Here is a 21,175-nt window from a genome sequence, read left to right as displayed (position 1 = left end):
AGCCGCGGCATCCGTCATCGACTGGCGGGAATCGGACACTGCTCGTGCGGCGTCCGAGACCGCGGCCTGTGGAGGAGGGGTCCGACCGGTCCTCCCCAGGCGGCCATGGCGCCGCGCCGCCCACCGGCAGGATGCGCCGCCTCCGAGGCGGTCGCCCGTCGCCGACGCTTGGCGCATGACGACGATCATCCGCGCCGGCTCGGCGCACGACTTCCTCGCCCTCGTCCCCGCCCTCGTGGGCTACCGTCCCGCCCGATCCGTGCTCTGCGTGGCGTTCAGCGGCAACCGCACGGGCGGGGTGCTGCGCCACGACCTTCCCGCAGATCCGGAATCGGCCGACGCGCTCGTCTCGACGATGGTCGGCACGATGTGCCGGCTCGCCGAGGCCGATGCCGTCGTCCCCATCGTGTACACCGACCGGGAATTCGCGGAGGACGGCGGCATGCCGCATCGCGACCTGCTCGAGGCGATCGTCCGACGGGCCGAGGAGGCCGGCTTCCTGGTGCGGGACGCGTTGTGCGTCGCCGCGGACGCCTGGGGTTCGCTGCTCGACGACGACCTGCCGTCCGGAGGGCGCGAGCTCAGCCTCGTCGCCGAGAGCGCGCTCGCCGCACGGGCGGAGGAGCACGGGCCGGTCGCGGACTCGCCGTCGACGCTCGCGCGCCTGCCGGAACCGGACCCGCTGGTGAGCGGCGAGATCGCCCGCCTGCTCGGCGAGCTCGACAGCCCGGTCGACGGCGCGGACGAGGTCGTCGAGTGCGAACGGCGGCGGGCGGCGCTCGACGAACTCGAGCGCGAACTGGGCGACGCGCTCGATCCCGTCGTCGCCGCGGAGCAGCTCGCGCGGGGCGAGATCGCCTCGCCTGCCGGCCTCGCCTGGCTCGTGCACCTGCTCGACCGGCCCATGTTCCGCGACGCAGTGCTCCTGCAGGTGGCCTTCGGTGCGGTGATCGGGGAGCTCGCCCTCGACTCCGCCGAGGACGCCGCGCTCCGCGCACGCGACGCGGATGCCAGCCTCGAGGAGCTCATGCGGCGCGAGTTCGACGAGGCCGATGCCGAGTCGGTCGACGCGTTCCTCACCCGCCTGCTGCTCGGCCAGGCCGCCGCCAGGCCCGAGCGCCGACGCATCGAACGGGCGCTCGAGACGCTCACCGTCGCCACCGCGAACGCTCCGGTATCGCACCGCGCCGGCGCGCTGTGCGTCGCGGCATGGCTGTCGTGGGCGCTCGGCCGCGGCTCGGCTGCGGGCGCGCTCATCGAACTCGCCCTCGAGTCGGACGCCGAACACGGCATGTCCCAGGTGCTCGCCCGCCTCTTCGGATCCGGCACGCTGCCGGAGTGGGCGTTCCAGCCGCCGGCGGATGCCGCATGGGAGCGCCGGACGGGTCAGTGACCGGTGAACGGGCCGATCATCCTCGCCAGCATGGAGGGCCGCCTGGTCGCGCGCTCCTCGGCGTCGGCGATCGCCATGCCGGTGATGCCGAGGTTCGCGAGCACCCAGCGGATGGGCTCCGGCTCCCAGAGCGGCGAGCGATGGTTCGCCCACGGCAGCTCGGTGAGATCGCTGCGACGCCCGAGCACGAGGTCGGCGAGCGTGCGTCCGGCGAGGTTGGTCGTCGAGAGGCCGTCGCCCACGTACCCGCCGGCGAAGCCGACTCCCGTGCGCGGGTTGTAGCTGGCGGTCGCATGCCAGTCGCGCGAGATGCCCAGCGGTCCGCCCCAGCGATGGGTGATCGCGGCATCCCCGACGGCGGGGAACAGGTCTCGGAGCGCGCGGCGGAGATGGGTGAAGACCGCGTCCGAACGCTCGAAGCGTGGGTCCACGGCGCTGCCGAAGTGGTAGTGCGCGCCCCGTCCGCCGAACGCGACGCGATTGTCGGCGGTGCGCTGGCCGTAGACCAAGAGGTGCCGGAAGTCGCTGAACGTCTGGCCGTGCTGGATCCCGATCTCGTCCCAGACGGCGTCGGGGAGCGGCTCGGTGGCGATCATGAGCGAGTAGATCGGCAGGATGCGCCGCCGTACGCGGGGGAGACCGGGCCCGTACCCCTCGGTGGCCACGATCACGTGGCGCGCGGTGAGGGTCCCCTCGGCGTCGCTGCCGTCGAGCGCTCGGAACCGCACGCGCCCGGCCGCGAAGTCGACGACCTCGGTGCGTTCGAAGATCGCGACGCCGCGCGCCTCGAGGACACGGGCGAGTCCGCGCACCAGCTTGGCGGGATGGACCCTGGCGGTGGCCGGGTCGAACACCGCCGCCGGGACTCGCCCGTCGAGTCCGACGGCACCGAACCGGTCGGCGACGGCGTCGGCATCCCAGTACTCGAGCGCGTCGACGCCGAACCGGTCGGCCTCGAGCACCTCCGCCCGCGCCGCACCGCGCTGGACCTCGTCACGGGCGAACAGCACCGTCCCGCCCTGGGCGAAATCGCAGTCGATGCCCTCGACGTCGACCACGCGCCCCACCTCGGCGACGGTGTCGACCATCGCCCGACGCATCGCCACGGCCGCGTCGCGGCCGTGCGAGCGTTCGAGCGAACTCGCCGACCTTGGGAACAGCGCCGAACACCAGCCGCCGTTTCGACCCGACGCGCCGAAGCCGGCGATCTCCCGTTCGAGCACGGCGATCCTCAGGTCCGGATCGGCCGCATTCAGCGCATACGCGGTCCAGAGCGCCGTCAGGCCGCCGCCGATGAGGCACACGTCGAATCGCGCGTCCCGCGTGAGCGCCGCGCGCGGGCGGAGGTCGTCCAGCCCGCGCGCGGCGAGGTCGTCGAGCCAGAAGCTCGCGCGGCGGTACCCCGCCGGAACGGCATCCGTCGCGTCGCCGACCGCCGTCATCAGAGGCGGCTCCACGCCTCGGTGAGGACGCCGCGGAGGATCTGCTCGATCTCGCGGAACTCCGACGGTCCGATCGTCAGGGGCGGTGCCAGCTGGATGACGGGGTCGCCGCGGTCGTCGGCGCGGCAGTACAGGCCCGCGTCGAAGAGCGCCTTCGACAGGAACCCGCGGAGCAGGCGCTCCGACTCGTCGTCGTCGAAGGTCTCCCTGGTGGCCTTGTCCTTCACGAGCTCGATGCCGAAGAAGTAGCCGTCGCCGCGCACGTCGCCGACGATCGGCAGGTCGAGGAGCTTCTCGAGCTCGGCGCGGAACAGCGGCGAGTTCTCGCGGACCCGCTCGTTGAGTCGCTCCTCCTCGAAGATGTCGAGGTTCTCGAGGGCGACGGCCGCCGAGACCGGGTGTCCGCCGAAGGTGTAGCCGTGGTAGAACGACGTCGTGCCGGACTTGAACGGCTCGTAGATCTTCTCGGAGACGATCGTCGCGCCGATGGGCGAGTAGCCGGAGGTCATCGCCTTGGCGCACGTGATCATGTCGGGCACGTAGCCGTAGGCGTCGCACGCGAACATGTGGCCCACGCGACCGAACGCCGCGATGACCTCGTCGGAGACCATCAGCACGTCGTACTTGTCGCAGATCTCGCGCACGCGCTGGAAGTAGCCGGGCGGCGGCGGGAAGCATCCGCCGGAGTTCTGGATCGGCTCGAGGAAGACGGCGGCCACGGTCTCGGGGCCCTCGAAGAGGATCATCTCCTCGATGCGGTCGGCGGCCCAGCGTCCGAAGGTCTCGATGTCGTCGGTGGGGCCGCCCATCTCGGCGGCGCGGTAGAAGTTGGTGTTGGGCACGCGGAACCCGCCGGGGGTGAGCGGTTCGAACATCTGCTTCATCGCGGGGATGCCGGTGATGGCGAGGGCGCCCTGCGGCGTGCCGTGGTACGCCACGGCACGCGAGATGACCTTGTGCTTGGTCGGGATGCCGCGCAGCTTCCAGTAGTACTTCGCGAGCTTGAAGGCGGTCTCGACCGCCTCGCCGCCGCCGGTCGAGAAGAAGACGCGGTTCAGGTCGCCGGGGGCGTAGTCGGCCAGGCGGTCGGCGAGCTCGATGGCCGCGGGGTGCGCGTACGACCAGATGGGGAAGAACGCGAGCTCCTCCGCCTGGCGTGCGGCGACCTCGGCGAGCCGACGGCGGCCGTGGCCGGCGTTCACCACGAAGAGCCCGGAGAGCCCGTCGAAGTACTTGCGGCCGTTGATGTCGAAGACATGGTGCCCGTCACCGCGCGTGATGATCGGGACGCCGTTCTCCTCCATCGTGGACTGGCGGGCGAAGTGCATCCACAGGTGGTCCTTCGCCTTCTGCTGCAGCGCGGCGTCGTCGAAGCCGGCCGAACCCAGGCTCGGGGCTGCATCGAGGGTGGTCATCGGATCTCCTTCCGGGCGGCCCGCGGTCAGCGGGTGCCCCAGTTGTAGAACTGCTTCTGCAGCTTCAGGTAGACGAACGTCTCGGTGGTCTGGACGCCGTCGAGGTTGCGGATCCGCGAGTTCAGCAGGGTGATGAGCTGGTCGTCGTTCTCGCAGACGACCTCGGCCATGAGGTCGAAGCTGCCCGCGGTGAGGACGACGTAGTCGATCTCCGGGATCTCCGCGAGCGCCTCCGCGAGCGCGCGCGTGTCACCGGTCGCACGGATGCCGATCATCGCCTGGCGGGTGAAGCCGAGCTGCATCGGGTCGGTCACCGCGACGATCTGCATCACGCCGGCCTCGGTCAGGCGCTGCACGCGCTGGCGCACGGCGGCCTCCGAGAGGCCGACGGCCTTGCCGATGTCGGCATAGGAGCGGCGACCGTCGGCCTGGAGCTGCTCGATGATCGCCTTCGAGACGTCGTCGAGTTGCACCGGCCGATGGCCGGACGTGCGGTTGCCGTTCGACATGCGTCCGATCATGACAGTCGCTTCGTCCATCCACAAGTGATTCCGTCGAGATGTGCGCGATTCGCAACGGATTCCATCGTCAATGCCCTTCCGATCAACGATTCGCCGTGGCACGATGGTGCGCATCGCGAGCGCCGCGCCGGGCACCCCCACGCCTCCGACCGCGGCATCCGCCCCACCCACCGGAGGACCCCGTGACCGAGACCCTGCGCAACTTCATCGGCAACGAGTACGTCGACGCCCGCGGCGAGGAGGTGCTCGACCTCGTGGATCCCGCGACCGAGGAGGTATACGGACGGGCACCCGTCTCGACGGCAGCCGACATCGACGCCGCCTACGCGGCGGCGTCCGCGGCGTTCGACGCCTGGGGCCGTACCACGCCGGCCGAACGACAGCTCGCACTCACGCGCATCGCCGACGCCATGGAGGCGAGGGCCGACGAGTTCGCCGACCTCGAGTCGCAGGACACCGGCAAGCCCCGTGCCACGCTCGTCGCCGACGAGATCCTCCAATCGGTCGACCAGCTGCGGTTCTTCGCCGGCGCCGCCCGCAACCTCGAGGGACGCTCCGCGGGCGAGTACGTCGCCGACCACACCTCGTTCGTGCGCCGCGAACCCATCGGCGTCATCGGCCAGGTCGCCCCGTGGAACTACCCGCTCAACATGGCGGTGTGGAAGGTGGCCCCGGCGATCGCCGCCGGCAACACCGTCGTTCTCAAGCCGTCCGACACCACGCCGCTGGCCACGCTGAAGCTCGCCGAGGTCGCCGCGGAGTTCCTGCCCGCCGGCGTCCTCAACGTCGTCACCGGCGACCGCGCCACCGGCGCGGCCCTGCTGCAGCACCCCACCCCCGAGATGGTGGCCATCACCGGCTCCGTCCGCGCCGGCATGGAGGTCGCGCGCGCCGCGGCATCCGACCTCAAGCGCGTGCACCTCGAGCTCGGCGGCAAGGCGCCCGCGATCGTCTTCGACGACGTCGACCTCGAGCAGGCGGCCGAGGGCATCGTCGCCGCCGCCTACTTCAACGCCGGCCAGGACTGCACGGCCGCGACCCGCGTGCTCGTGCACGAGTCCGTCCACGACGAGCTCGTCTCGGTGCTCGTCGAACGCGCACGTACCCACGCCCGCACCGGCGGCCCCCGCGAGGACGGGGTCTTCTTCGGTCCGCTCAACAACCCGACCCAACTCGCCAACGTCGCCGGCTTCGTCGACCGGCTGCCCGACCACGCCGACATCGCCACGGGCGGCCGACGGCAGGGCGACCGCGGGTACTTCTGGGAGGCGACCATCGTCACCGGGCTCCGACAGGAGGACGAGGCCGTGCAGCGCGAGATCTTCGGGCCCGTGCTGACCGTCCAGCCGTTCCGCGAGGAACGCGACGCCGTCGCCATGGCCAACGGCGTCGACTACGCGCTCGCCGCCTCCGTCTGGACCCGCGATCACGGCCGCGCCATGCGCTTCGCGCGCGACCTCGACTTCGGATGCGTGTGGATCAACACGCACATCCCGTTCGTCTCCGACATGCCGCACGGCGGGTTCAAGCACTCCGGCTACGGCAAGGACCTCTCCCAGTACGGCTTCGAGGACTACACGCGCATCAAGCACGTCATGAGCTTCATCGGCTGACCGGCGGCGCGGTCGGTGGGACACTGGTTCCCATGGTCGAGGGGGCAGTGCGCAGCAGGATCGACCCCGAGGCGCCCCAGTGGGACGTGGTGGGGGGGGCCCGCTTCATCGTCGCGCTCGCGGCGCCGGCGCCCGACCGGGTGACCAGCGCGATGGCCGCCCTGGCAGGCGACGAGTCGGTCGAGGTCGAGGACCTCGTCGCCCGCATCCCGATGGGACCCGCCGGGATCGAGGACCTCGCCCTCGTGTGGTGGCCGCGGGGCGGCGACCCGCTCACGGCGCTCGTGCGCGGCCGAGCCGTCGTCGACCTCGCCTCGCCCGGCGGTGCCCGCCGGCTCGACGCGCGCGGCATCACGCCCTGGCATCTCGCCGAGTTCTCGGCCGTCACGCGGCTGCGGATCGCGGCCGCCGGCTCGCCCCTCGAGGCCGTCCGGCACGCGGCCGTGGCCGGCGAGGGGGTACCGTCGCAGCGCGCCGCGTTCCGGGCCGCCGCGATCGAGTGGGCGTGGCGGGAACTGCCCGAGCGCGCCGACCCGTACGCGCTCGACGCCGACACGGTGCTGGCCCGCCGTCCGCCCGCGGACGCCGCGCCCGATCCCGACACCGTCCGCTCCCTCCGGCACGCGCCGCCGACCGCGCCGATGCCCATCGTCGAGGACGCCGACACGATCCGCTCGCCCGCGCGAAGCGGCTCGACGAGCACCGTCCGGGTGCCGCGCCCCGAGCTCGTCATCGAGGACGACACGGTCGCCGCCCGGGACGACGACGCCGGCGACACCCTCGAGCTGCCGATCCCCGCGACCGCCTACCGCGTCGTGGGCGGTCCGGCCGGGGTGATCGACGCGCCCGTGATCATCGGGCGCAGCCCGAGCCCGCCGCGGATGCCGCAGGGCGACGTCGTGCTCGTCCGCGTCGAGTCGCCCGCCGAGGTCGTGTCAGCGACCCATCTCGAGCTCCGCCGTGAGGGCGGCCGCGTGGTCGCGACCGACCTCCGGTCGACGAACGGCACCATCGTCAACTCCGCCGCGGGCGTCCGGCGGCTCCGGCCCGGGGAGTCCGTGGTCGTGGCCGCGGGAACGACGCTCCAGCTCGGAGGGGATACGATCGTCGAGATCCTCACGGACCTCGGAGGCATCGACGCATGACCTCCACCGGACAGGGGCGGACCAGGTGACGCAGATCGGCAACGGCAACAGCCGGCACCGCGTCGCGCTGCCGGACGGCACGGAGGTGACCCTCTCGTGGGCGGCGGCGACCGACACGGGACTGCGTCGCGCCGTGAACGAGGACAGCTTCGTCGCGCAGGCCCCGCTGTTCGCGGTGGCCGACGGGATGGGCGGCCACGCGGCCGGCGACTTCGCGAGCGCCGCCGTCGTCACGCGCCTGGCCGAGCACGGCGGCAAGCCCGCCGTCGGCACCTCGGACATCGACGCCGCGCTCCAGCTCGCCGTGCAGGACATGGGGCGCGGCGCGGGCGTGACGGACGAGGGCAGCGGCACCACGGTGACCGGCATCGCGCTCGGCGTGATCGGCGACCAGCCCGCCTGGATCGTGTTCAACATCGGCGACTCGCGCGTCTACCGGCTGGTCGGCGGGGTCCTGGAGCAGCTCACGGTCGACCACTCCATCGTCCAGGAGCTCGTGGACGCGGGTCAGATCTCGCGCGAGGAGGCGGACACGCACCCGCACTCCAACGTGATCACGCGAGCGGTCGGGTTCCACGAGGCACCGATCCCCGACTACCGGGCCATCGCGCTCGAGGAGGGCATGCGTCTGCTGGTGTGCTCCGACGGGCTGACCAAGGAGCTGACCTCCTACGGCATCCGCCACTTCCTCATCTCCGGGCGCCGGCCCGAGCAGGCGGTGCACCAGCTCGTCGAGGCCGCGGTCGGCAACGGCGGGCGCGACAACATCACCGTCGTCGTCGTCGACGTGCTGCGGGTCGAGCGCCCCGGCGCAGGCGAGACCGGGACCGCGTGAAGTCACCGCGCCCCGCGGCATCCGCCGACCTACAATAAGGCGATGCACCGGGCGGGAGCCGCGCGCCGGAGATGCTGCCGGTGCCCGAGCCCGCAGGGAGGAACGTGACGAGGCGACTTCCGTCCACGCCGCCGAACCTCCCCGGGTTCTCGTTCATCCGGGTGCTCGGAGCCGGCGGCTTCGCCGACGTCTTCCTCTACGAGCAGAACATGCCGCGGCGCCTGGTGGCGGTGAAGGTGCTGCTCGCCGAGGTCGTGAACGACGACGTCCGGCGGATGTTCCAGGCCGAGGCGAACCTCATGGCACAGCTGTCGAGCCACCCGTCGATCCTCACCGTGTACCAGGCGAGCGTCGCGGCGGACGGACGCCCCTACCTCGTCATGGAGTACTGCTCGGCCACGCTCGGCCAGCGGTACCGGGCCGTGCAGCTCCCGATCGCCGAGGTGCTCTCGATCGGCGTGCGGATCGCGAGCGCGATCGAGACTGCGCACCGGCAGGGCGTCCTGCATCGCGACATCAAGCCGTCGAACATCCTCACCACCGCATACGGCCACCCCGTCCTCGCCGACTTCGGCATCGCGGCCACGCTCGGCCAGGCCGAGGCGAGCGACGCGGTCGGGCTGTCCATCCCGTGGTCGGCACCGGAGGTGCTGCTCGACGAGGTCTCGGGCACGGTGGCGAGCGAGGTGTGGTCGCTCGGCGCGACCGTGTACTCCCTCCTCGCCGGACGGAGCCCGTTCGAGGTGCCCGGCGGCGACAACGGCACGCGGGCGCTCATCGCCCGGATCGAACGGACCAAGCTCCCGCCGACCGGTCGACCCGACGTTCCCCGCAGCCTCGAAGCGGTCCTCGCTCGGGCGATGTCAAAGCGACCCGCGGACCGCCAGGCGGGCGCCCTCGAGTTCATCCGCGACCTCCAGTCGGTCGAGGAGGAGCTGAACCTGCCGCAGACGCCGCTCGAGGTGGCCATGGACGACTGGGCGCTCGCGACCGCCGTCGACCTCGACGAGCGCACCCGACTGGGCGCCGGCAGTTCGGCGGATGCCGCGGCGTCCCGGTCGCGTCGTCGCCGGTCGTCCGCCACGCGAGCCGGCGCGGCGACCGCCGACTCGCGATCCCGGGGGACCGCCCGCGGCTCCGGGGCGCGGCGCGCGACCGCACCGCCGCCGCCTCGTCGGCTCATGTGGGGCGTCGGCATCGCGGCGGCCGTCTTCGTGGGACTCGTCGCAGCGGGACTGCTCACCGTCGCCCGGGGGGCGGCGTCGATCCCGGTCGTCTCCGACGTGCGCGCCGAGGTCGTGGGCGAGAACGTCGTCTTCTCCTGGGATGACCCCGGACTGCGGCCGGGCGACACGTACATCGTGACCGTCGGCGGGAGCGACCGTCCTCCGCAGCGGGAGACCGTCGCGACGGCGCCGGCCGATGCGGGCGCGTCGGTGTGCGCGACGGTGTCGGTGTCGCGCGACGGCCGCTCCGGTCCGCCGAGCGCCGAGCGATGCGTGGAAGCGGGGGCGCCGTGATCGACGTCGCCGAGATCTGGCGGGCCCGCCGCGGGCCGCTCCTGACCGGCACGGCGGTCGGCGTCGTCGTGGCCGTCGTCGCCGGGGTGGCGGTCGCCTCGGGCGGCTACTCGGCGCAGCGCATCGATCTCGGCGACGCTTCGGTGTGGGTGGCCAACCAGACCTACGAGTCCGTCGGCCGGGCCAACACGGCCGTCGGCGAGCTCAACGCCGTCGTCGAGGCGGGCGGCGCCAGTCCCGAGATCGTGCAGCGCGGCGCGACCGTGCTGGTCCTCGACCGGGACCGCTCGAGCGTCGGCATCGTCGATCCGGCCACTGCCGCCGTCGCCGACACCGTCTCGATGCCGCCCGCCGGCGCCGAGATCGCCCTCGCCGGCGACCGGGTCGTGGTCACGGCCGACGGCGACCTGTGGGTCGAGCCGATCGAGCAGTTCGGCGACTTCAGGAGCGAGGACGAACCCGCGTTCGAGTTCGGCGCCCAGTCCGTGACGTCGGTCGACGAGGCGGGACGCGTGTTCGGCTACACCCCGTCCACGGGCGACCTCCGGCAGGTCGACGCGACGGCGCCCGAGAGCCCGGTCGACACGTGGCAGGTCGGCCCGATCGATCGACCCGAGAACGCGCAGGTGACCTCGGTCGGCGGTCGCTGGGCGGTGTGGGACGCCGGTGCGCGACTGCTGCACCTCGACGGTCGGTCGGTGGACCTCTCCGACGTCGCCGCGAGCGGTGAGCGGACGGTCCTCCAGCGGCCCTCGCTCGACGGCGACGGGGTCCTCCTCGCGACCCGCGAAGGACTCGTCGAGGTGCCCTTCGACGGCGCCGAGCCGATGATCCTGGCCGACAGCATGACCGGGAGCCCGGCGCGCCCCGTCCGCCACGGCGAATGCGTCCACGCCGCCTGGGGCGGCGGCACGGCGTGGCGGGCCTGCGACGGTGCGACCGGCCAGCCCACGCCCCTCGGCCGGCGCATCGCCGCGCCCGGTCCGCGCTTCCTCGCGAACGGCGACGCGCTGGTGCTGAACGACCCGCAGACCGGGGCGACCTGGTCGGCCGCGGGCGACTACGAGCTCATCGACAACTGGGCGAAGCTGATCGAGATCGAGCGGGACGAGCGCCGCGTCGAGCAGAACGATCCCGACTCGCCCGTGGCGACCGAGAAGAGCCAGGTCCCACCCGTCGCCGTCGACGACGAGTTCGGCGCGCGTCCGGGGCGGGCGACGCTGCTGCCCGTGCTGCTGAACGATTACGACGCCAATGGCGATGTCCTCGTCGTGCGCAGCACCTCGGGGAACCTCCCGGCCGGCGCGCGGGTCGACCTCGTCTCGAACGGGCAGCAGCTGCAGCTCACGCTCGACGAGACGGTCACGGGCGTTTTCGACCTCCGCTACGACATCGACGACGGTCGCGGCGGCGTCGCCCAGGCGCTCGCGCGGGTCACCGTGCGGGAGCCGGACGAGAACGGCCCTCCGGCGCAAGTCCGTCCGGTGAGCGCAGTGGTCGAAGCCGGCGGCCGGGTGAACACCCCGGTGCTCGGCGAGTGGGTCGACCCGGACGGCGACCCCATGTTCCTCCGCGCCGCCACGGCGAGCGACCCGGACGACGCGACCTCCACCGCCGACGGCGTGGTGGTCTTCGACGAGCGCGGCGGCGAGGGCGACCGTCGCCGCGTCGGTCTCATCGTGTCGGACGGGCGCGACGAGGGCACGGGCACGCTCGAGGTTCGGGTCCGGGCGCCGGGCGAGGCGCCGCTCATCGCGGAGTCGTTCGTGGCGCTCGCCACGGCGGGCGAGGAGATCCGGCTCGAGCCCCTCCGCCACGTCCGCGGCGGTTCGGGAGAGGCCCGGCTCTCGGCGGTTCCGTCCAAGCCCGAGGCCGACCTGGCACCGGACTTCGACAAGGGCACCTTCCGGTTCTCGAGCGCCGCCGTGCGCACCCATTTCCTCGAGTACACCGTGACCGACGGCGGTCAGACCGCGACGGGCACCGTCCGCGTCGAGGTCGCCGCCCCGCCGGAGCGCGACACCACCCCGATCACCGTGCCGCACACCGCGTTCCTCCGCCAGGACCAGCCCGTGGAGGTCGACGTCCTCGCGGGCGACATCGATCCGACCGGCGGGCTGCTCGTCATCACCGGGCTGGGGGAGGCGCCCGACGACCCCGGCGTGCGCGTCGAGGTGATCGAGCACCGGATCCTGCGCGTCAGCCTCACGAGCCCGCTCGAGCAGGGATCGGCGACCTTCGGCTACCGCGTCAGCAACGGGCTGGCCGATGCCGAGGGCACGGTCACGGTCGTGCAGGTGCCGCCGCCCGGCATGCCGCAGCCCCCCGTCGCCGCGCCCGACACGGCATCGGCGCGCACGGGTGATGTGATCGACATCCCGGTGCTCGACAACGACCAGCACCCCGACGGCGAGGCGCTGGAGCTCGACCCCGAGCTGGTGTCGGCGCCGTCGGCCGGTCTGCTGTTCGCCGCGGGCAACCGGCTCCGATTCCAGGCGCCCGGCGAGCCGGGCGTCTTCGAGGCGTCGTATCGCGTCCTCGGTCCGGACGGGCAGAACGCCACGGCATCCGTCGCGATCACGGTGCGCGAGGCCGACCCGGCGACGAACTCCCCGCCCGTCCCGGCGACCGCAACGGCCCGCGTGCTCGCGGGCGACACGGTCCGCGTCCGGATCCCACTGGCCGGCGTGGACCCCGACGGCGATTCCGTGCAGCTGCTCGGTCAGGAGTCGAATCCCGAGCGGGGTGCCGTCGTCGACCGCGGCACCGACTGGCTCGAGTACGAGGCGGGGGAGTACTCGGCCGGCACGGACACCTTCGAGTACTCGGTCGTCGACGCGCTCGGCGCACGTGCGACCGGCGTCGTCCGCGTCGGCGTGGCGCCGGGTCTCGACGGCGTGCGCGCCCCGGTCGCCCTCGACGATCGCATCACCGTCCGACCCGGTCGCTCGCTCGCCGTGCGCGTGCTCGCGAACGACTCCGACCCGGACGGCGCGTCGCTCTCGATCGTGGGAGTCGAGCCGAACACCGGCAGCGCCACCGCCGAGGTGGACGGCGACGTGATCCGCGTCGACGTGCCCGCCGGCGAGGGCGACCACAGCTTCATCTACACCGTCGAGAACGAGCGTCTCGGGGCGACCACGGCCTTCCTCCGCGTCGACGCGCGCGACGATGCGCCCCTGATCAGGCCCGAAGCCGCCGACGTGGTGCTGAGCCTCAGCGACGTGCTCGACGAGGAGCGCGTCGACGTCGACATCCTGGGCGAGGTGTTCATCGCGGATGCCGACCAGCGCGACGCCCCGGTCTCGCTGGTCGAGGGGTACGACGGCGGCGCACGGGTGACCTCGGACGGCTCGATCGAGGTCGAGGTGCAGGACCGGCGCCGCATCATCCCCTACTCGGTCGGCCACCCGGACGACCCCGACCTGCGCGCGTTCGCCTTCATCTGGGTTCCCGGCCGCGACGATGCCCTCCCGCAGTTGCGGCGCGACGCCCCGCAGGTGCGCGTCACCACCGGCGAGGAGGTCGTGCTGGAGCTCGAGGACCACGTCGTCGCGGCGTCCGGGCGGCCGGTCCGGTTGACGGATGCCGCGACCGTGCGGGCCTCGCACTCGGACGGCAGCGACCTGGTCGTCGACGCCGACACCCTCCGCTTCCGCAGCGAGGCGGGCTACTTCGGCCCCGCGTCGATCTCGTTCACGGTCACGGACGGGGCGTCGGCCGACGACCCGGACGGGCGCACCGGCACGATCGTCATTCCGATCGACGTGCGCCCGAACGAGGACCAGCCACCGACGTTCGTCGGCGGCATGATCGACTTCGAACCCGGCCAGTCGCGGACCATCGCCCTGGAACGGCTGACCAACCGACCCGACGACGAGGGCGGCGCCGAGCTGGCGTACCGCGTCGTCGGCGACGTGCCCGAGGGGTTCGAGGCCTCGGTCGACGGCGGAGAGCTCCGCCTGCGCGCCGCTGAGGCGACGCCCCACGGCACGCGCGGCGCCATCACGATCGCGGTCGTCGACGGTGACGTGGAGGGCACGCCCGGGCGGATCGAGCTGCGGGTCGTCCCCTCCACCCGCCCCCTCGCGCAGCCGGCTCCCGACACCGCCGTCGCGCCGCGCGGCCGCAGCACCACGGTCGACGTGCTCGCGAACGACGCCGCCGGCAACCCGTTCCCGGACACGCCGCTGCGGGTGATCGCGGTGCGCGGCCTGGATTCGGGGGACCTCCCGGCCGGGGTGTCCATCACGCCGAACGCGGACCGCTCGCGGCTGTCGATCACCGTCTCCGCCAACGCGGCGCCCGTGAACACCGTCGTCCAGTACCAGGTGGCCGACGCCACCGGCGACCGCAGCCGGTACGCCTGGGGCACCGTGACGGTCTCGGTGCAGGACCGCCCCGACCCGGTCAGCGACGCGCGCCTGACGGGCTTCGGCGACGGCGCGCTCGACGTCGCGTTCGGCGCCGGCGCCTTCAACAACTCGCCGATCCAGGGCTACCGCATCTCGCTCGCCGACCCCCGGGACGGCCGCGAGGTCGCGGCGACCGAGTGCGGCGCGACGACGTGCACGGTCGCCACGCCGGGCAACGGACCCGAATCGGCCGTCCGCGTGCGCATCCAGGCGCGCAACGGCATCGGCCTGTCCGACCCGGTCGAGCTGCCGAGTCCGGTCTGGTCGGACGTGGTGCCCGGGCCGGCGTCCGGCCTGCGCGCCATGCCGCTCGACGGACGGCTCCGCATCGAGTGGGCGCCGGTGTCGACCGGTTCCGGCAGCCCCGTCAGCACCTACGTGGTCACCGTCGCGGGCTCGCCGGTGGAGGTCTCCGCGTCGCGCGTCTGCACCGCCACCCGGTGCGCGACCGAATCGCAGCAGCTCGCGAACGGCAGCAGCGCGGCCGTGTCCGTGAGCGCGCGCAACGGCGCGTTCCCGGCGCTCGCCCAGTGGACCGAGGCGACCACCACCGGGACGCCCTTCGGCGCGCCGATCCCGGGTGACATCGCCGTGGCCGCGGATCCCGCCGCCGGGGCCGTCGTGGTGTCGTGGACGCCGTTCGCCGGCAACGGCGACGCCATCGGCGGCTACTACGTCGAGCGCCTCGTCGAGGGCGAGTCCGGCGTGCCCACCGGCGCGCAGGCGTGCTCGGTCACGCGGCCGGCTCCGGGTACGGTCGTCGCACCCACGGCGGGCGGCACTGTGGCCGAGGTCGTCAGGGTGGGCCCGGATGTCTCGAGCGTGTCGTTCACGGGAACGTCGACCGAGTCCGCGCGGTACTCGTTCATCGTGTGGGGTCACAACCGGGCCGGCTGCGTGCACACCGCCGTCGCCGGGACGGTGGTCCGGCCCGCCCCCGGGGCCGTCTCGGGCGTGGACAGCGCGATGGACTGGCTGAACGCCGAGACGTGGGACCGCTACGTGTCGAACGTCGACGCCGGCACCCGGCGCCTGCAGATCATCGCGGTCGACGCCAACGGCGTGCGCATCGGGACGCCGCGCGACTTCTCCGGCTCGGGGTGGCTTCGCGCCCTGCTGAACCGGCCGTTCGGCGAGACCGCGCGGTTCCAGGTCCGTGCCTGCTCGGTGTGGGGCTCGTGCGGGCCCTGGTCCGAGACGCAGCCGTCCGGCGAGACGCCGTCGCTCACCTTCGCCCTGCCGGGGCGCGCGTACGATCCGGCGAGCGTGACGTGGACGTGGACCGCCGATCCCGCGAACGGCGGGCTGCCGGCCGCGTACCGGTGCGGTGTCGTGGGCGGTTCCGAGAGCCGGGCGGCGCAGTCGCCGACCTCGTGCCAGGTCCCCGGCGCCGCCCCGGGCGACCGCGTCTGGTTGGATGTTGAGGTCGCGGGCGTCACCGCGAGATTCGAGGCCCGATGAACTCGCAGGGAGCAGGAGCACGCATGACCATGACCCCTGAGGACGCGACGCGGTTCGCCGCGGACCTGGACCGACTGGTGGGGGCGGTCGAGGAGGTCCTGCTCGGCAAGAACCGCGTCATCCGCCTCGCCTTCACCGCGCTGCTCAGCGAGGGGCACCTGCTCCTCGAGGACGTGCCGGGGACCGGCAAGACCTCACTGGCCCGCGCGATGGCGCAGTCCGTCGCGGGGTCGAGCAACCGGGTCCAGTTCACTCCCGACCTCCTGCCGGGCGACATCACGGGCGTGTCCGTGTACGACCAGCGCACCGGCGCGTTCGAGTTCCATCCGGGTCCGATCTTCGCGAACATCGTGCTCGCCGACGAGATCAACCGCGCGAGCCCGAAGACCCAGTCCGCACTGCTCGAGGTCATGGAGGAGGGCCAGGTCACCGTCGACGGGCAGACCCACCCGGCCGGCCGGCCGTTCATGGTGATCGCCACGCAGAACCCCGTCGAGCAGGCCGGAACGTACCGGCTGCCCGAGGCGCAGCTCGACCGCTTCCTGATGCGGACCTCGATCGGCTACCCCGATCACGCCTCGACCATCCGGATCCTCGAGGGAACCGACCAGCGCGCCCACGACCACCGCGTCGAACCGCGGCTGGGCGCGGCGGACATCGTTCGGATGGCGGCGCTCGCGCGGACCGTGTACGTCGATCCGACCATCCACGACTACGTGTCCCGACTGGTCGAGTCCACGCGGACCGCGAAGGAGGTGCGGCTCGGCGTCAGCGTCCGCGGCGCACTCGCGCTCGTGCGGGCGGCGAAGACCCATGCGGCCGGTCGAGGCCGGCACTACGTCGTGCCCGACGACGTGAAGGCGCTGGCCGAGCCCGTGCTCGCCCATCGCCTCATCCTCGACCCCGAGGCCGAGTTCGACGGGGTGACCGCGTCGAACATGATCGCGCAGGTGCTCATCGAGACCCCTCCGCCGTCGGCGAGGCAGGCCGGGTGACGTTCCAGACCCGCTCCACGATCCCCGAGGAGGCGGCCACCGAGGGCCTGCTCGCGGTCGTGATCGGGCGCGCGGTCGCGGCCGTGCAGGCTGCGGCATCCGTCGTCGGACGATGGTGGGCGACGGCCCGCGGCGTCGTCACCCCCCTCGGCTGGGGCGTGGTCGCGGCCGCAGCGGCGGCGCTCGTCATCGGCTACGGCTGGGGATGGGCGGAACTGGTCGTCATCGGCTGGGGATTCGGCCTGCTCGTCGCGCTCGCCTCGGCGTATCTCGCCGGCCGCGGCGCGGGCAGCATCGACCTCTCGCTGCCCGTCGCGCGCGTCGCCGTCGGCGAGGAGGCGGAGGCGCGGCTCGTCGTGCGCAACCCCGGCCGCCGGCGGTTCGCGGCGGCCCGCCTCGAGCTCCCGGTCGGGGACCGCGTCGTCGCGAAGGTCCTGCCGCCGCTCGCGCACGGCGCGGTGTTCGACGAGCGCGTCGCGATTCCGACCCGCCGTCGCGGCATCGTCGAGGTGGGCCCGGTGCAGACCGTCCGCGCCGATCCGATCGGCCTGATGCGTCGCGAGATCGAGTGGTCGGGCGTGCGAATGCTGCACGTCCACCCCCGCACGATCGCGGTCTCGCCGCTCAGCACGGGCTACCTCCGCGACCTGGAGGGCACGGCGACCCGCGACCTCACGATCAGCGACATCTCGTTCCACGCGCTGCGCGAGTACCAACCCGGGGACGACCGGCGCTTCATCCACTGGCGCAGCTCGGCGAAGACCGGAACGTTCATGGTGCGGCAGTTCGAGGAGACCCGTCGCAGCCGCATGATGGTCGTGCTCGACCTCGCGGCCGACGCCTACGACGAGGAGGACGACTTCGAACTCGCCGTCAGCGCGGCCGCTTCCCTCGGGGCCCGCGCCATCCGCGACGCCCGGAGCATCAGCTTCGTCGTGTCGGGTCGTGCTCGGAGCGCCCGCCGCGCCTCGGACGACGGGGACCGGCGCCGCGGCCCCGCCATGCGGGAACTGGCGACCGCCTCGCGCGACCGGCTGCTCGACGGGCTCTGCGTCGTGGAGACCGACGCGCGCGCCGCCGGACTCGCCGAGACCGTCCGATCCGCATCCGAGTCGGTGACGGGGGTCTCGCTCGCCTTCCTCGTCACGGGAGCCGCCCGTCCGGTCGCCGAACTCCGTCACGCCGCCTCCCGCCTGCACCCCGGCGTCGAGGGCGTCGTCGTGCGGTGCAGCGCCGAGGGCGAGGCGGCGGCGCGTTCGATCGGCGCCCTCACGGTGCTCGATCTCGGCTACCTCGACGACCTGCGCGCGATGATCGCGAGATCGGCGTCGGTGGCATGAGCGAGCGGATCATCGGCCCGGAGCGGTTCGGCGGCGCCGAACCGGTCCGGCGCACCGGGCGTCGGCGGGAGCGGTGGGCGGTCGGGCGTGCGTCATCGCCGCGCTCGGCCCTGGTCTCGGTCGTGATGGTCGCGGCGATGACCGCCGCCGCGATGGTGCCGTGGTGGCCGGTGTACGAAAGCCGTTCGTTCGTGGTGGCCGCGGCCGTGGCGATCCTCGTGGGCTCGGCGATCGGCGTGATCGGCGCCGTACGGCGGTGGCCGTCGTGGGCGGTGGTCGCCGCCGTGGCCGGCGCCTACCTGGTGCTCGGCGTGCCGGTCGCGGTGCCGGGCCGGGCGTTCGGGACCGTGCTCCCGACCTCGGAGGGCCTCGTCGAGCTCGTCGCCGGCACGGCGCTGTCGTGGAAGCAGCTCGTCACCATCGCCGTCCCGGTCGGCAGCTACCAGGCCCTGCTCGTCCCGCCATTCATCCTCGGACTGATCGCGACCACCGCGGCAGTGTCGATCGCCCTGCGCACCGCGCGGCCCGCGGCCGCTGCACTCCCTCCGGCACTCCTGCTCGTCGCGGGCATCGCGCTCGGCGTGATCCACGATGAGCTCGCCGTCCAGTCCGGGCTCGCGTTCCTCGTGGCGTGCGTGGCCTGGCTCGTCCGGGTCGGACTCGCGTCGCACCGGGCGATCATCGGCGAGCGGCCTTCGGAGGCCGCGCTCGCGGGGGTCCGCCGCATCGTCGGAGCGAGCGCCCTCGTCGCAGTCGCACTCGTGGGGGCCACCGCCGCCGCCTTCGTCATCCCGCCCGGCCCCCGCGAGGTCGTGCGCGCGCAGCTCCAGCCGCCGTTCGAACCCGACGACTTCGACAGCCCCCTTGCCGGCTTCCGCCGCGCCTTCGATCCGGATGTCGCAGCCACCCCGATGCTCGCCGTCAGCGGCCTTCCCGACGGGGCCGGGCTGCGCGTGGCGACGCTTGACACGTACGACGGCATCGTCTACTCCGTCGGCGGAGCCGACCGCTCGGCGGCATCCGGCCAGTTCACCCGCCTGCCGTTCCGGCTCGACCAGACCGGGACGCCCGGGCAGTCGGTCGAGATCGCGGTCGAGGTGCTCGGCTACGACGACGTGTGGGTGCCGGGGATCGGGCGGCTCGAGCGCATCCGCTTCCGGTCGCCGAGCGATCGCGCCCCGGCCCTCACCGAGGAGTTCCACTACAACGACGTGACCGGCACGGGCGGCGTCCGGACCGGCCTACGTGAAGGCGACCGGTACGAGGCACGGTCCGTCGCCTCGATCGACGACGTCGATCTCGCCGAGCTGCGGCCGGGCGGCGCGGTGCTGCCGGAGGCGCCCGACCCGCCCGAGGAGCTGCTGCAGCTCCTCGACTCGTGGGCGCCGGCCTCCGATCCGCCGGGCGTCCGACTCGCGAAGGTCATCGACGGGTTCCACGGCCAGGGCTACGTCAGCCACGGCGTCGGCGACGACAAGCCGAGCCGATCCGGTCATTCCCTCGACCGCATCGCGGAGCTCGCGACCGTCAAGCCGATGCTCGGCGATGGCGAACAGTACGCGGTGGCCGCCGCCCTCATGGCGCGCGCGATCGGGTTCCCGGCCCGGGTCGTGGTGGGCTACCTCCCCGGCGAGGACCCGAGCGAGGACGACGCGGGCAGGCGCGTGTTCCGCAGCGACGAGCTGCAGGCGTGGATCGAGGTGCAGGCCAGCACGGGAGCCTGGATCCAGGTCGACCCGAATCCCGAGCGTCGCCCGGTTCCCGAACGGCAGCCGGACGAGCCCACCATCGTCTCCCGGCCGCAGTCCGCCCTCCCACCGCCCGAGGAGCGGACCCCGATCGACGACCTCGTCGTCGAGCCGGATACGGGGGCCGACGACCGAGACGACGATCGCGCCGCGTGGCTCGAGGCCCTGCTCGCCGTCGCCCGCGTCGTCGGCATCGGGCTGGCCGCCCTCCTCCTGACCCTCAGCCCGTTCCTCGCGATCGTGCTCGCCAAGGCGCGCCGACGCCGCATCCGGCGGCGGGCGCCGACTCCCGTCGAGCGCATCGAGGGCGGCTGGCACGAGTTCACCGACACCGCCGCCGACTACGGCTACCCCATCTCTGCGGGCGCGACCCGCGCCGAGCAGGCGGCCACCGTCGGCGGGTTGGAGCCGCTCGTGCTCGCCGCGGTCATCGACCGAGCCGTCTACGCGCCGGACGGCCCGGACGAGGGCGACGACGAACGCATCTGGTCGGCGGTCGACGAGCTGCAGCAGCGCATCGCCGCCCCACGATCGTGGCGAGAGCGCCTGCGCGCGGCCGTCTCCCTCGCCTCGTTCGGCCGCTACGCTGGCAATCGAAGGGAGGCGGCTCGTGACCTGCCGGATCTGCGGCGCTGACCTGCCCGAGGGCGCGATGTTCTGCGGCGAGTGCGGCAGCTCGACGTCGGCCACGCCCGAGTCGCGTCGACCGGTCGACCCACGGCCGGGCGACACCTCCGTCCTGCACCGCTCGGAGAGCGGCGTGATCAGCATCCCCGTCGTCGGGGGACCCGTCGGTGCCGAGCGCCGGGCCGAGCCGGAGGTCTCCCCACCCGGTCCGGACGCGACGCCGTCCGGACTCGCGGGCGGCGTGACCTGGCCCGCCGAGCCCCCGGTTCCGGCGGGGCCTGCCGAGCCCGCCGAGCCCGCGGGGGACCCCGACGCCGGGTCCGCCGTCTGGGTACTGCGCTTCACGACCGGCGAGGTCGTCAGCGTCTCCGGCTCGGGGCTCGTCGGGCGGCGGCCGATGCCGCAGCCGGGGGAGCGGTTCGCGCACCTCGTGCAGATCGTCGATCGGGGACTGTCGGTGTCGAAGACGCACCTCGAGTTCGGCGAGCATGACGGCGACCTCTGGGTCGCCGACCGGTTCTCATCCAACGGCACGGTCGTCCGTCGGCCGGGCGAGGGCGGGGTGCGCTGCGAACCCGGGCGGCGGGTGCTCGTCCCGCGCGGCAGTCGCGTCGAGATCGGCGAGCAGGCCTTCACCGTCGCCTGACCCGTCCTCCCCAGCGCCGCAGGATGTCGCCGACGCACCACTGGGCCCCGATCCGCGTG

Annotated in this window: 13 protein-coding genes; 10 read left to right on the top strand and 3 right to left on the bottom strand. The window is 73.4% G+C overall.

What is annotated here, in order from left to right; translation table 11 throughout:
• Nucleotides 1-175: 175 nt before the first annotated feature.
• Complete coding sequence (locus AVP42_RS06010; protein ID WP_067947091.1) at nt 176-1,393, top strand: DUF4192 family protein; 1,218 nt, start codon at nt 176-178, stop codon at nt 1,391-1,393.
• Here the strand turns inward: AVP42_RS06010 and AVP42_RS06005 are convergent.
• Genes AVP42_RS06005 through AVP42_RS05995 form a run of 3 tightly spaced genes read right to left on the bottom strand, consistent with a single transcriptional unit; the run spans nt 1,387 to nt 4,759 of the window.
• Nucleotides 1,387-2,835 (bottom strand): FAD-binding oxidoreductase, encoded by a 1,449-nt coding sequence (locus tag AVP42_RS06005; protein ID WP_067947089.1) that lies wholly within the window; start codon nt 2,833-2,835, stop codon nt 1,387-1,389. The genes AVP42_RS06010 and AVP42_RS06005 overlap by 7 nt on opposite strands.
• Complete coding sequence (locus AVP42_RS06000; RefSeq protein ID WP_067947087.1) at nt 2,835-4,250, bottom strand: aspartate aminotransferase family protein; 1,416 nt, start codon at nt 4,248-4,250, stop codon at nt 2,835-2,837. The genes AVP42_RS06005 and AVP42_RS06000 overlap by 1 nt, the downstream gene beginning before the upstream one ends.
• A gap of 26 nt (nt 4,251-4,276) precedes the next feature.
• A complete protein-coding gene (locus tag AVP42_RS05995) occupies nt 4,277-4,759 on the bottom strand; it encodes an Lrp/AsnC family transcriptional regulator (protein WP_067947159.1) in 483 nt (160 codons plus the stop codon).
• 194 nt (nt 4,760-4,953) lie between these two features.
• Here AVP42_RS05995 and AVP42_RS05990 point away from each other — a divergent pair, with 194 nt between their 5' ends.
• The 9 genes from AVP42_RS05990 (at nt 4,954) to AVP42_RS05950 (ending at nt 21,116) form a co-directional block, all read left to right on the top strand.
• Nucleotides 4,954-6,384, top strand: coding sequence for a gamma-aminobutyraldehyde dehydrogenase (locus tag AVP42_RS05990; protein ID WP_067947085.1), 1,431 nt, complete (start codon nt 4,954-4,956; stop codon nt 6,382-6,384).
• A gap of 32 nt (nt 6,385-6,416) precedes the next feature.
• Entirely contained in the window at nt 6,417-7,529 is a 1,113-nt protein-coding gene (locus AVP42_RS05985) for an FHA domain-containing protein (protein ID WP_067947083.1), read from the top strand.
• Nucleotides 7,530-7,554: 25 nt separating this feature from the next.
• Entirely contained in the window at nt 7,555-8,364 is an 810-nt protein-coding gene (locus AVP42_RS05980) for a PP2C family serine/threonine-protein phosphatase (RefSeq protein ID WP_067947081.1), read from the top strand.
• Between the two features lie 104 nt (nt 8,365-8,468).
• Nucleotides 8,469-9,884, top strand: a complete 1,416-nt coding sequence (locus tag AVP42_RS05975; RefSeq protein ID WP_231878555.1) for a serine/threonine-protein kinase — start codon at nt 8,469-8,471, stop codon at nt 9,882-9,884.
• The gene (locus AVP42_RS05970) at nt 9,881-15,760 is read left to right on the top strand and encodes an Ig-like domain-containing protein (RefSeq protein WP_157356747.1); all 5,880 of its coding nucleotides are present in this window, start codon (nt 9,881-9,883) and stop codon (nt 15,758-15,760) included. Before AVP42_RS05975 ends, AVP42_RS05970 begins: the two co-directional genes overlap by 4 nt.
• A 23-nt stretch (nt 15,761-15,783) precedes the next feature.
• Nucleotides 15,784-16,755: a MoxR family ATPase gene (locus AVP42_RS05965; RefSeq protein ID WP_067947076.1), complete on the top strand. Its 972-nt coding sequence runs from the start codon at nt 15,784-15,786 to the stop codon at nt 16,753-16,755.
• The gene (locus AVP42_RS05960) at nt 16,752-18,095 is read left to right on the top strand and encodes a DUF58 domain-containing protein (RefSeq protein WP_067947074.1); all 1,344 of its coding nucleotides are present in this window, start codon (nt 16,752-16,754) and stop codon (nt 18,093-18,095) included. Before AVP42_RS05965 ends, AVP42_RS05960 begins: the two co-directional genes overlap by 4 nt.
• Entirely contained in the window at nt 18,092-20,479 is a 2,388-nt protein-coding gene (locus AVP42_RS05955; RefSeq protein ID WP_067947072.1) for a transglutaminaseTgpA domain-containing protein, read from the top strand. The genes AVP42_RS05960 and AVP42_RS05955 overlap by 4 nt, the downstream gene beginning before the upstream one ends.
• A complete protein-coding gene (locus AVP42_RS05950; protein ID WP_067947070.1) occupies nt 20,454-21,116 on the top strand; it encodes a zinc-ribbon domain-containing protein in 663 nt (220 codons plus the stop codon). The genes AVP42_RS05955 and AVP42_RS05950 overlap by 26 nt, the downstream gene beginning before the upstream one ends.
• Nucleotides 21,117-21,175 lie beyond the last annotated feature (59 nt).

This window comes from Agromyces sp. NDB4Y10 (genome assembly GCF_001620055.1).
Lineage (GTDB): Bacteria > Actinomycetota > Actinomycetes > Actinomycetales > Microbacteriaceae > Agromyces > Agromyces indicus.
Note: the sequence above shows the minus strand (reverse complement) of the source record. Positions and strands in the feature narration are given on the sequence as shown.

Coding starts and splice junctions, on each gene's coding strand:
- AVP42_RS05955 (WP_067947072.1), top strand. CDS start 18,092: ATGAGCGAGCGGATCATCGGCCCGGAGCGGTTCGGCGGCGCCGAACCG.
- AVP42_RS06005 (WP_067947089.1), bottom strand. CDS start 2,835: ATGACGGCGGTCGGCGACGCGACGGATGCCGTTCCGGCGGGGTACCGC.
- AVP42_RS06010 (WP_067947091.1), top strand. CDS start 176: ATGACGACGATCATCCGCGCCGGCTCGGCGCACGACTTCCTCGCCCTC.
- AVP42_RS06000 (WP_067947087.1), bottom strand. CDS start 4,250: ATGACCACCCTCGATGCAGCCCCGAGCCTGGGTTCGGCCGGCTTCGAC.
- AVP42_RS05965 (WP_067947076.1), top strand. CDS start 15,784: ATGACCATGACCCCTGAGGACGCGACGCGGTTCGCCGCGGACCTGGAC.
- AVP42_RS05995 (WP_067947159.1), bottom strand. CDS start 4,759: ATGTCGAACGGCAACCGCACGTCCGGCCATCGGCCGGTGCAACTCGAC.
- AVP42_RS05985 (WP_067947083.1), top strand. CDS start 6,417: ATGGTCGAGGGGGCAGTGCGCAGCAGGATCGACCCCGAGGCGCCCCAG.